The sequence below is a fragment of the Sporomusa sp. genome, assembly GCF_057736855.1.
On sequence record NZ_JBYKYF010000046.1, the window covers coordinates 1 to 12,425 of the forward strand.

Below are 12,425 nucleotides of genomic sequence, written 5' to 3' on the forward strand. Positions count from 1 at the left end.
AGGCTCAGGTAGCGCAAGCTCAGGCTTCACTTAGCAATATTCAACGTGATGTTGCGCGCTACAAAAATCTAGCAAGCCAAGGTGGCATAGCCATTCAGATTTTGGATACTGCGATGTCACAGGCCGAACAAGCAGAAGCTCTAGTAAAAGCTTACCAGGCAAAACTAGAGCAAGCGCAGAAGGATTTGTCAGATACTTTAATTGTATCGCCAATTGATGGCCGGATTGGCGTCAACCTCTTAAGTGTCGGCGAATATGTTAAGGCCGGCGATACCGTACTAGCAACGGTCTCAACCGTCGACCCCATACAAGTGCGCTTTAGTATGAGTGAAAATGAATATCTTAAATTTACTAAAATAGGTAATTCCCCTGATGCTTGGGGACAAACGCTTAAGCTAATTCTCAGCGATGGCAGTGAATACCCTCTTACCGGTAAACTGGAACAAATTGACCGGGGGTTGGCCAATCAAACCGGTACCTTAACCATGAAAGCCACGTTTGCTAATCCCAATCGGTTACTGGTCCCTGGTATGTTTGCCAGAATTGTGGCCGTTGCCGAAACCCGTAAAGGCGCATTACTGATTCCCCAGCGGGCTGTTCAAGAAATGCTAGGCAAAACCTTTGTCACTGTTGCTGGTACCAATAATGAAGCAGTCACCAAACCAGTTAAGTTAGGCCCAAAAGTTGGCAATTTACAAATTGTTGAAGAAGGGCTTACTCCTCAGGAGATTGTTGTTGTCGAAGGATTTGCGAAAGCTCAGCCAGGCTCACCGCTTAAAATCACTATGATCGGACTAAACGATCTAACTATTCCAGGCACTAAGTAAGGAGGCTGGTTCATGGCAAAGTTTTTTATTAATCGACCCATCTTCGCAATTGTTATTGCAATTCTCATTACATTGATAGGCGGTATTGCCGCCTTTTTCCTGCCAATCGCCCAATATCCACAAATTACACCGCCGCAGGTTAGCGTCAGTACCATCTATACCGGCGCCAACGCTGATGTCGTGGAAAAAACGGTAGCGCAAGTTATCGAACAGCAGGCCAACGGTGTAGAAGGTGCAGTTGCTATGACCTCTACCAGTTCCGACACCGGTCGCTATTCGCTCAATCTCAAATTCGAATTAGGACAAAATCCTGATATGGTAACCATGTACACCCAAAACCGGGTAGCTCAGGCTAACGCCGGCTTACCTCAGGATGTGCAGCTTATGGGCGTAACAACGCGTAAAGTTTCCCCTGACACGGCTTTGTACTTTGCGCTTGTTTCGCCAGAGGGCAGCTATGATAGTGTGTTCCTTAAGACATACGGCAGTATCAACATCATTGATGACATTCGACGGGTTAAGGGTGTCGGTGATGTTGCCGAATATGGCACCGACTATAGTATGCGGATTTGGCTCAAACCTGATAAGTTGGCCCAATTGGGGATTACGGCTTCTGACATTGCCAATGCCATCAAAGAGCAAAATGTGCAGGCACCTGCCGGTACCATTGGTCAGCTTCCCTCGATACCGGAACAAGAATTCCAATACACGGCCAGTGTGCAAGGCCGTTTAGTCACCGAAGAAGATTTTAAAAAAGTTATCATTCGTATGCAGCCGGATGGATCGGCTATATACTTAGGCGATATTGCCACAGTTGAACTTAGTTCTAAAGATAACTCATTTAAAAGTAGTTTTGACGGCAAGGATGCAGTTGTGTTTGCCGTCCAGCTCACCACCGATGCCAACGCATTAGAAACAATTAGCGCTGTACGACAAGTCATTGAAAATGCAGCCAAGCGTTTCCCGCCTGATATGGAATATCGCATCCTTAACGATAGCACGGAATATATTAGGGAATCGCTGGAGAAGGTTCTTCACACATTTTTGGAAGCCCTTGTGCTAGTATTGGTTATTGTTTACCTATTCCTGCAAAATTGGCGGGCAACCCTGATTCCCATGCTCGCAGTGCCTGTATCCTTGATCGGAACCTTTGCCGCCTTTGTAGTATTAGGATTCTCCATCAATACCCTTACGCTGTTTGCCATGGTTTTGGCCATTGGTCTGGTTGTAGATGATGCCATTGTTGTTGTGGAGGCCGTTGAGCATCACATGCGGTATTCTGGCCTAAGCCCCAAGGAAGCCACGATCCGGGCCATGGAAGATGTATCCGGTCCTGTTATCGCTATCGCCTTCGTGCTTGCTTCTGTGTTCATTCCTGTTGCCTTTTTCACTGGAACAACTGGCGTTCTCTATAAGCAATTTGCCTTAACCATTGCTGTTTCCATGGCCTTGTCGGCGATTGTAGCTCTATCATTAACACCAGCATTATGCGCCCTGATCTTAAAGCCATATACCGGTGAACCGCGCACTGGCATTATGGGCAGATTTTTCGACCGCTTCAACCGATGGTTTGAGCAAATTACCGCAAACTACTCGGATGGAGTTCGCAGTTCAATTCGCCGCGCCAAACTATGGGGGGTAGGCTTAGTCGTAATTGCCATATTGTGTGTCGGCATGCTGCGGGTTATTCCGTCCACATTTGTCCCTAATGAAGACCAGGGCTTCATGTTATCGGTTGTCTCTCTGCCGGAGGGGGCTAATATGAACCGTACCCGGGCCATCGCCAAGCAGGTCGGTGAAATTTACCGGTCACTGCCTGGAGTAAAAACCAGCGGGGAAATAGCCGGTTTTGATATCCTGGCAGGTGGTCCTAAACCCAACGGCGCCATGGTAATTGCTGGTTTGGAACCGTGGGCAGACCGCACAACCCCTGAAACACAATTAAATTCCATTCTGAAGCAAGCTATGAGTAAGGTAAGCAGTATACCCGAAGCTACGGTTATTGCCTTTAACCCACCTGCCCTGCCGGGTATTGGTAGCGTCGGCGGCTTAACCTTAATGATTCAGGACAGAGGCGGCGCTCCGGTAGAGGAAATGAGCAATGTTTCTAAGCAGTTTATAGAAGCCGCCAGAAAGCGTCCGGAAATTGCTATGGTACAATCAAGTTTCCGGGCAGACACACCTTCCTATCGTTATGAAGTAAACAGAGAAAAGGCCAAAGCGTTAGGTGTACCTGTCCAAGATGTGTTTACTACCCTGCAAACCTTCCTGGGCGGTGTTCAGGTAAATGACTTCAACAGATTTGGCCGTACTTATAAGGTTATGCTTCAGGCTGAACCGGAATTCCGCTCTGATGTGGATGCAACCCGTTTCTTCTATGTGCGGAGCTCAGCCGGCACCATGGTACCGCTAAATACACTCATCACGCCGGTTGCCACTACTGGTCAGACACTGATTAAACGGTATAACGGTTACCCTGCAATGCAAATTAATGCCACCACGGCTCCAGGCTACAGCTCAGGTCAAGCCATGAAGGCTTTAGAAGAAGTTGCAGCCGAGGTATTGCCCCAAACCTTCACTTACGAATGGGCTGATTTAAGCCGCGAAGAAAAGCTTTCCAGTGGTCAGACCCCCATTATTTTCGGTTTTGCGCTGCTGTTCGTGTTCTTGTGCTTAGCAGCCTTGTATGAAAGCTGGAGTGTACCTTTTGCCGTACTTTTATCAGTACCCACAGGCATTTTAGGCTCAGTTCTCTTTATCTATGCTCGTGGAATGGAAAATAGCGTTTACATGCAGATTGGTCTGGTTATGCTTATCGGTCTGGCAGCCAAAAATGCTATCTTGATCGTTGAATATGCCAAAGTCAGAACTGACAAAGGCATGGACCCGGTACAGGCAGCCATTGAAGCATCAAAACTCAGACTACGGCCAATTTTGATGACTTCATTTGCCTTCATTTTAGGCTGCATTCCTTTGGCATTGTCAACAGGAGCCGGTGCTGCCGCCCGTTCAGCACTTGGTACAACCGTTGTCGGCGGGATGATCGTAGCTACCAGCCTGGGTATCTTCCTTGTTCCAGTATTGTTTGTTGCTATTGAATACGGTGTAGCTAAATATAAGTCTTTGAAAATGAAACATAGCACCTGATTTTGCTCAGGTAAATTCCGTTCCTGAAGTTTCAAAGTATCGCCCAGTATCAGTCTTTGCTGGGCGATATTTTTATTTGCGTAAGCAAAAAACCACACGCTAGGCGTATGGTTCCAAAAAGTTTAATCTATGAAACAAATTAAAATATGTTTCAACACTTGACAACAATACATGAAAAAAGAATACTGTCACGAAGTAAAAAGACTAACTTACCGCTTTTGCAATACTTTATAGACCTCACTTACGACTGCTTCCGGCTGTACACTGGCCATGCAATTAATACTATTAAACCGGCATTTGGTTTTGTGGCAAAAAGAACAGGGCTGCAAATTATAGACAAAAGCATGCCCCCTGCCAGGCGGTACATAAGTATTCGGATTGGTCGGACCAAAGATAGATACTGTCGGCGTCCCTAAAGCAGCAGCCATATACAGCGGCCCAGTATCCCCGGCTATAACTATGGTTGCACGTTCAAGCATAGCCGCCATTTCCAACAAACGGGTCTGGCCAATCGCGTTGATCACCGGCACACCAGCCTTAGCCATAATTTCTCGCCCCAAAGCTAACTCACTTTTGCCGCCGCATAAGAGGATCTTAAAATCTTTGGCAAGCTTTTGCGCCGCCATGGCAAAGTGTTCTGGCGGCCAATTCTTAGTTTTCCAAGTTGTACCGGGAACCAGTATGGCAAGCTTGTCCCCTAGCATCACATTTTCTTGATGAAAAAATTCTTTGACAAACTCCCGGGCATCCTCCGGCACAACCAGTGTCATTTCGCGGCAGGTTGGCTGAATTCCCAGGGCAGTCAAGACTCCCAGGTACTTATCAATAATATGGGTTCCTAGCGGTGCTGTTTTCTCAGTCATAAACAGCGGATTGAGTTCTCTGGCATCACGCATGCCGATGCGTCGCTCAGTCCTTACCTGTTTAGCTATCATTCCTGTAAGAAACAAGCCATGAATATCAAGTACGGCATAAAAAGACTTTGCCGCCAGTTGTTGCTGCAAATCCTGCCAGAGGGTAAGCGCCTGACCAAACTCATATGACTTGAGAGATTTCTCAAACTTTTCCCGCGACCAGACCATGATTTCATCCACATACGGATTATTCTTAAGAAGGTCCGCACAGACTTCGCCGACAAGCCAGGTAATTTTGCAATCAGGCCAGGCTGCTTTCAATGATCTGGCTACCGGTGTACAATGGATAACATCACCGATTGAGCTTAATCGAATTATTAATATCTCCCGACTCATAAACCTACCGCCTTTGGTTACTTCTGATTCATCCGTTAGTGTAATGTAAGCTTAGCAAGTGCTTCAGCGAGTGCCGTATTAAACGGCTGGCCATCTGACTGCTGCTTAAGATAGCGTGCTATATCTTTTTTCGAGACTTTTGCATCTTTTTCGTTCTTTCTGCGCTCTATAAAGGCTGCAAATTTCTCACGGTAACCACAGCTGCACACCAATGTCCGTGCTTCACCTTCACCTCTAAGTTCAAGCCGTTTGTGACAATGGGGACATCTGGCATTAGTAGTCTGAGACATCTGTTTCCGGTAACCGCATTCGCGATCTTGACAAACCAATGCTTTTCCTCGTTTGCCATTGACCTCCAGCAAGTACTTGCCACATTCCGGACAGCGAGTACGGCTGAGATTGTCGTGCTTAAATTGTTCCTTACTGTTTTTTATACCATTAATAATGGCTTTCGTATAATCTTTTATCTCCGCAATAAACGCCTGTCTTGATAACTGTCCTTTGGCAATGGCACTTAATTTCTGTTCCCATACAGCAGTCAAAGCCGGGGATTTCAGTTCTTCCGGTACTAACTCCAACAGTTGTTTGCCTTTGGAGGTAATAAAAATATCTTTGCCCTTTTTCTCAATCACAAAACTGCTAAACAATTTTTCGATAATATCGGCTCTGGTAGCAACTGTACCGAGTCCTCCGGTTTCGCCAATAATCTGTTTGAGTGCCTGGCTTTCCCCGGTCATATATTTTACTGGATTTTCCATAGCCGACAGTAATGTCGCCTCAGTAAAGGGAGCCGGAGGCTTGGTCTCACCTTTTGTCAATGAAACCGCAGATATTGGCAATCTTTCACCTTTATGGAGGCTGGGCAGCAGTTGTTCTGCAATATCATCACCGCCCTCTTCTTCATCTAGACTATGATAAAGTTCTCTCCAGCCAAGCGATAGCACAGTCTTTCCCTTAGCGATAAATATTTCGCTGCCAATTTGTGCTTTAATTGTTGTCTGTTCATACTCAAACGGCGGAAGCAATACTGCCAGAAACCGTTTTACAACTAAATCATAAATTTTCTTTTCTTTATCCGTTAATGTAGCCAACACAACCGGCTGCTCGGTAGGAATAATGGCATGATGATCTGATACCTTGCTGTTATCAACAAAATGACTGCCAGCCTTAATGGGCCCTTTCCATATTTTCAGGATTTGGCGAGAATAGAGGCCGGTATCACATGCCTTGACCCTGTCTTTTAGGGTCTCAATAATGTCTGTGGAAAGATAGCGCGAGTCAGTCCGCGGATAGGTTAAAGCTTTATGGGTTTCATATAATTTCTGCATAATGGACAGAGTTTCTTTTGCCGAAAATCCAAAAATTTTATTGGCATCTCGCTGAAGTTCCGTTAAGTCATATAAAGCTGGCGAAAAAATTTTCTTGGTTACTTTATGTACCTCAATGATTTCCGCCTGTTTGCCGGTTATTGTTTTGATAATCCTCTCACAAGTCTCTTTGTCAAAGGTTTTACTGTCCTTGGTTTTACTATCCTGCCAGGTTAACTTCAGTCGTTCAGCAGTAGCCGTGATTCCATAATAGGTACGCGGCTGGAAATTCTTTATCTCGGCTTCTCTGGCAGCAATAATAGCCAGTGTCGGTGTCTGGACCCGTCCACAAGACAATTGGGCATTGTACTTGGTAGTCAAGGCCCGAGTAGCGTTAATACCAACAAGCCAGTCAGCCTCAGCCCGAGCTACTGCCGAAGCATATAAATTTTCATACTGTTTTCCGGGTTTCAGATGGTTAAAACCATCCCGAATGGCCTTATCGGTAACCGAAGAAATCCATAATCGTTTGATCGGTTTATTGACATGCGCTTTCTCCAATATCCACCTGGCCACAAGTTCACCTTCGCGACCGGCATCGGTAGCAATAACGATTTCATTAACGTCTTTGCGTAATAGCTGTTCTTTGATAGCATGAAATTGTTTACTTGTCTGTTTAATAACAACCAGTTTGAGTTCCTTGGGCAGCATAGGTAAGTCTTCCAGCCGCCAAACTTTATATTTTTCGTCATAGGCCTCAGGATCTGCCAGTGTTACCAGATGCCCAAGTGCCCATGTAACAATATATTTTTGTCCCTCAAAATAACCATTTCCTTTAGTATTGCAATTCAGTACCCTAGCTAAGTCCCTGCCTACAGAAGGCTTCTCGGCTAATACTATAGTTTTGCTCATAATTGACCTCACTTAATAATTTTCATGCCGGCATTGTTGCTCCCTGAACCAGCCAATAATTCGCTGCTCCCCCTTAACAAACACCTTGGTCTTGGCAAAGGAAAATATCCCTAGCGCCATCCATATTAAGCTAAACGCAGTCAAATGTGTATTGGTAAACGGTTCATGATATAATACGACTCCCACTGCCAAAGCAATTGTCGGTGACAAATACTGAGTAAAGCCCAGCAAGCTTAACGGCAATCGATTTGCACCGCTGGCAAACAGCAATAACGGAATAGCAGTGACTGCACCCGCTCCTATCAATAAGGCAGCAGTAGTTGGCGCAGCCAAACTAAAAGCGGCCCTTCCCTGTGCCTCTAACTGTAACAGATATATTGCTGCAAATGGCAACACAATAAGTGTTTCCAGTGTAGTAGCCGTTACCGCTCCAATATTAAGAATCTTTTTACACATGCCATAAAAAGCAAACGAAAAGGCTAACGATAAAGATATCCAAGGAATCATGCCAAAATTCACCGTTAAAGTAAGTACACCGCTTGCCGCCAACAGAAATGAGAAGCTTTGCCATAAAGACAATTTTTCTTTCAAAACAATGATCCCCAGTAAGACACTAACCAGCGGGTTAATATAGTATCCAAGACTGGTTTCTACAATGTGACCGCTATTAACCGCCCAAATATACACCCACCAGTTAATACTGATTAAGAAAGAGACTGTAACTAAACCAGCAAGTTTTTTAGAGTTTCGGCAGATCTGTTTAGTTTCCTCAATAAACTGACGCACATTACGAGTTGCTAAAATGACTGAAAACATAAAAACAAAAGACCAAATAATACGATGGGCTAAAATCTCATAGGCTGAGACTTCTGTAATCTGTTTCCAGTAAACCGGTAATATCCCCCATAAGAGATAAGCGCCAACCGCTGAAAATACTCCTTTCATCAATTCACTTTGCTGACTGATTTGTCTATTCAAATGTGTTCCCACCTTTACTCCTGCTTATCAGTGATAACCTGTTTTTTTTTTCCACAAAATCAGCGGATCATGTTTGATATCCTGGGCGCGCTTCCCCATAATACTAAAAGCCCATTGAATTGACGGTCCAAGCAAAAAGGCAATAATAATCGTCCCAATGCCGATAGGTCCGCCAAGAAAATACCCGATAACTGCCACACTGGTCTCAAGAATGGTTCGTATTTTCCATACCGGCCAGCCAGTTTTCTGGATAGTAGCCACCATCAGACTATCCCGTGGTCCGGCCCCAAAAGCAGCCGATAAATAGAAAAAGCTAGCCCATCCAATTAGCCAGATACCCAAAAGCAACATACATAGCTGCATCAGCCAATGGTTTACCATTTGAATCCAGCCAGCAGCCATAATTATATCAATAAACAGACCAATAAAATACATATTGGCAAGACTGCCCCAACCAGGTTTTACTCCCATAAACCAGCTAACCCCAATGACCAGTATCCCGGTCATCTGTGATACTTGCCCCAGTGTTAAAGGAAGATAGTTTGTTAATCCTAGGTGCAAAACATCCCAAGGCGAAGTTCCCAAATTGCTTTGGACAGTAAGCACAATTCCCAGGGCAAACAAGAAAAGTCCCCAAAATAAAAATGCTATTCGCTTAATCATCATCCTAGTATCATCCTATTGCTCACTTCAGATCATTAAGTATATCTTTTTAATAATAACACAAGCCAAGATAAATGCAAGGATGGAGCTAGCTAACATTTTGCCTTTTTAAGGAAAAAGACTGAACTATTACCATTAAGTTCAGTCCTTTTTAGCGTTTTATTTGTTTAGGCCTGGATATTGGCAAACTCATTAGGCAGCAGGGTAGCCAAAACAGCAATAATGATAAAAATGCCCCCGGAATAACCGGAGGCAAACAGTTAGTTAGCCAATAACCTTGTTAGCGGCTGTCATAAGTTCATTATACAGCTTATCGTCCTGCTCAACCAAATCCTTAATCTTGGATTCGGTAGCAGCAATAAATGTTTCGTCTTTTATGCTGCTTACATTAATTCTTACATTAAACAGTGCACCATGTAAGCCGGCATGAGCCATCAGACCTGCTACTGCAGCGTCGCTGGCAGCATTGGCATTCCCAATCGTGAGCACCCGACTTGCCAAGGCAAGAACTTTCAAACAACATTCGGCAACATCCAATGGCAATTTAGCCGCCTGTTGCATTGCCTGTTGAATAGCAGCAGTTCGTGCCGCCTTTTCCTCCTCGCTGGCTTTGGGCAGCTTATAAGCCTTCATAACGTTATTGAATGCCTCAGTATCATCATCCACATAATTGGCAAGTGCACTCCTCAGGCTGTCAGCTTCAGCCAGAATATTCGTTACCTCAGCTTGCACTTCCGTGTATTTGCTGTTGCCCACGGTTAGTCGGCATACCATAGCTGTCAAGGCCCCGCCAAGCGCTCCAGCCAAAGCTGCAATACTGCCGCCACCTGGCGCCGGTGAATCTGAGGCCAACTCCTCTAGGAATTCGGTTATTTTCATTTGAATCAACATCTGGCGCGCCCCCTGTTATTTAAGGTTTTCTTCCAGCACCTGCTTACGGTCAAATCCTTCTAGGCGCAAGTAGAAGTCGGCAGTATCAATAAGAGCTTGCAGCGGTACCATACCGACAATTTCACTGCCAATAACAGCCACCCCGTACCGCGCGGCCTCCGATTTGACGGTTTCAAATACCCGATGCAAAGGTGTTTGGGTATAATCTACCATATTAATGGTAACTTGTGCAATATTTCGATCTTCAATCATTACTCCCATGGCCCGGCAATATTTATAGCCGCCTTTGGCCTCGCGAATACTATTTGCAATCTTTTTGGCAATAGTAACATCACTGGTGCTGAGGTTAATGTTATAAGCAATCAGGAATTGGCGCGCCCCAACTACGGTTGCACCGGCAGTCGGATGCATCCGGGCCGGACCATAGTCCGGCATGCGCTCCGGAGTGCTGATCGCGGTTTTTAGCCCTTCATACTCGCCTTTACGCACATCAGGCAGTTTAACCCTAGCTGGCGTTTTAGCAGCCGCTTCATATAAATACACTGGAATATTGAGCTTTTCTGCGATTTCCTTTCCCAGTTCATTGGCAAGTTCAACACATTCTTCCATCGTAACATTACTTACAGGAATAAACGGAATAACATCGGTAGCGCCAATACGGGGATGTTCACCCTGATGCTTCTCCATATCAATCAGTTCAGCCGCTTTGGCACAGGCATTAAAGGCTGCTAATTTAGCGGCCTGCGGTTCGCCAACAAAAGTGACTACCGTACGATTATGACTGGCATCGGAGTTAACATTAAGCAGTTTAACTCCTGGTACTTTGGTTATTTCTCCTGTAATCGCCACGATAACTTCCGGACGGCGACCTTCACTAAAATTTGGAACACATTCAACAAGCCTTTCCATATCTTACGCTCCTTTACATCCTATTATTTTGCGAAATAATTGATGAACCAGACAATATTAGGTATACCAACAATATCAATTAATACTGCACCGCAAAGCGGAACAATCAAGTAGGCCTTACGCGAAACTACACCATAGCGTTCTGATACTGCACCCATATTGGCAATGGCATTTGGAGTTGCACCAAGTCCATGACCAATCATGCCTGCGCACATGACAGCGGCGTCGTAATTGCGCCCCAATAACGGAAATAGAAAATAAATACAATACACCAGCATAAAAATAGTTTGGACAGCCAAAATGATAACTAATGGGCCGGCTAAATTTGCAAGTTCCCAAATTTTCAATGACATCATTGCCATTGTTAAGAATATTCCCAAGCTAACGTCCGCAATTAAATCGGTTGCCTTTTCACTCATAGTAAATACCGGTTTAATATCATTAAAGTTTCTTATGATTACAGCAACAAACATTGCCCCTACATAGCCTGGCAGGACAAAGCCTGTTAGGTCCTTGAGCTTATTAGACCCCATGGCGCCAAACACCATACATACAAGAATAATGGCCAGCATATACATAACCTTATCACTGGTTATCGTGTCTTCTTCTTTTTCTTTCACTTCATTCAGCTCATGTAGCTCTTCCTGACTGGTTTCAATGGGCAAGTTATAGCGTTCTATCAACCATTTGGCCAATGGGCCACCCATCAAGCCACCGCTGATTAATCCATACGTTGCTGAAGCTACGGCAACAACAAAGGCTCCCTGCACTCCCAGTTGTTCGGCTGTCGGTCCAAATGCCGAAGCTGCTCCCATACCGCCTTCTAAGGAAACGGCTCCTGCCATTACGCCAAGTACCGGATGGATTCCTGTCAAAAAGGCCGTACCTACGCCAACAACATTCTGCATGATGGCTAAAACCCAACAGCCTACCAAATAAATAATGAGTGATTTGCCACCCTTTTTAATAAGTCCAAAACTGCCGCTCAAACCTACGGTAGTAAAGAAGGCAAGCATAAAGGGCATCTGCAAAGTAGTATCCATTTTGAAAACCAGCGTGTTGGTTTCCTTAAGCATCCAGGCCAATAGGGAGAAGGTAAAGCCGCCAATAACCGCCGATGGAATACAGAATCTAGTTAATACTGGAAACACTCGGCGTACCCAAGCACCGAACATTAATAATAAGATGGCAACAGCTACCGTAGCCACAATGTCGAGTTTCATCACCAAAACATTATTTACAACTTCAAACGACACATTCTTCCCTCCCACTATATTTTGCTTATATACAGATGGATGAAATACTTGCTTTAATCCCTCCCTTCCGCTGTTAACAAATTATTACTTCATTACAATATAGTGCAAATATTGTGCCAAATAAGCCGTAGGCAAAAATCAGCCATAGTAGTAGAAATAGTAGGAAAACAAAAAAACTACTGCAAAATTTGCAGGAAAATTTTGCAGTAGTTGAAAAATTTGCATTATTATTTTAATTTGTACTCTTTAATTTTGTACCATAGTTTACGTTCGCTGATTTTTAAC

9 protein-coding genes are annotated in these 12,425 nt (G+C 44.6%); 2 read left to right on the forward strand and 7 right to left on the reverse strand.

Annotated elements, in window-relative coordinates; translation table 11 throughout:
• A partial coding sequence (locus tag AC29Z1_RS04890) for an efflux RND transporter periplasmic adaptor subunit (protein WP_488270335.1) occupies window positions 1-827 on the forward strand: 827 nt, incomplete at its 5' end.
• 12 nt (window positions 828-839) lie between these two features.
• On the forward strand, window positions 840-3,974 hold the full coding sequence (locus tag AC29Z1_RS04895) for an efflux RND transporter permease subunit (RefSeq protein WP_488270336.1): 3,135 nt from the start codon (window positions 840-842) through the stop codon (window positions 3,972-3,974).
• A gap of 209 nt (window positions 3,975-4,183) precedes the next feature.
• On the opposite strand, the gene AC29Z1_RS04900 is transcribed toward AC29Z1_RS04895, so the two are convergent.
• From AC29Z1_RS04900 to gltS, 7 genes are all read right to left on the reverse strand, one after another.
• Window positions 4,184-5,224, reverse strand: coding sequence for a glycosyltransferase family 9 protein (locus tag AC29Z1_RS04900; protein ID WP_488270337.1), 1,041 nt, complete (start codon window positions 5,222-5,224; stop codon window positions 4,184-4,186).
• A 35-nt stretch (window positions 5,225-5,259) separates the two neighbouring features.
• Window positions 5,260-7,443: a DNA topoisomerase III gene (locus tag AC29Z1_RS04905; protein ID WP_488270338.1), complete on the reverse strand. Its 2,184-nt coding sequence runs from the start codon at window positions 7,441-7,443 to the stop codon at window positions 5,260-5,262.
• 12 nt (window positions 7,444-7,455) lie between these two features.
• Window positions 7,456-8,421: an EamA family transporter RarD gene (gene rarD / locus AC29Z1_RS04910; RefSeq protein WP_488270339.1), complete on the reverse strand. Its 966-nt coding sequence runs from the start codon at window positions 8,419-8,421 to the stop codon at window positions 7,456-7,458.
• Window positions 8,422-8,448: 27 nt separating this feature from the next.
• Window positions 8,449-9,087, reverse strand: a complete 639-nt coding sequence (locus AC29Z1_RS04915) for a YczE/YyaS/YitT family protein (protein WP_488270340.1) — start codon at window positions 9,085-9,087, stop codon at window positions 8,449-8,451.
• A 261-nt stretch (window positions 9,088-9,348) separates the two neighbouring features.
• Window positions 9,349-9,975, reverse strand: a complete 627-nt coding sequence (locus AC29Z1_RS04920; RefSeq protein WP_488270341.1) for a cyclodeaminase/cyclohydrolase family protein — start codon at window positions 9,973-9,975, stop codon at window positions 9,349-9,351.
• 15 nt (window positions 9,976-9,990) lie between these two features.
• Entirely contained in the window at window positions 9,991-10,884 is an 894-nt protein-coding gene (gene ftcD, locus AC29Z1_RS04925) for a glutamate formimidoyltransferase (protein WP_488270342.1), read from the reverse strand.
• 23 nt (window positions 10,885-10,907) lie between these two features.
• Entirely contained in the window at window positions 10,908-12,140 is a 1,233-nt protein-coding gene (gltS, locus tag AC29Z1_RS04930) for a sodium/glutamate symporter (protein ID WP_488270343.1), read from the reverse strand.
• Between the last annotated feature and the right edge of the window lie 285 nt (window positions 12,141-12,425).

Coding starts and splice junctions, on each gene's coding strand:
- AC29Z1_RS04915 (WP_488270340.1), bottom strand. CDS start 9,087: ATGATGATTAAGCGAATAGCATTTTTATTTTGGGGACTTTTCTTGTTT.
- AC29Z1_RS04895 (WP_488270336.1), top strand. CDS start 840: ATGGCAAAGTTTTTTATTAATCGACCCATCTTCGCAATTGTTATTGCA.
- AC29Z1_RS04905 (WP_488270338.1), bottom strand. CDS start 7,443: ATGAGCAAAACTATAGTATTAGCCGAGAAGCCTTCTGTAGGCAGGGAC.
- ftcD (WP_488270342.1), bottom strand. CDS start 10,884: ATGGAAAGGCTTGTTGAATGTGTTCCAAATTTTAGTGAAGGTCGCCGT.
- AC29Z1_RS04920 (WP_488270341.1), bottom strand. CDS start 9,975: ATGTTGATTCAAATGAAAATAACCGAATTCCTAGAGGAGTTGGCCTCA.
- AC29Z1_RS04900 (WP_488270337.1), bottom strand. CDS start 5,224: ATGAGTCGGGAGATATTAATAATTCGATTAAGCTCAATCGGTGATGTT.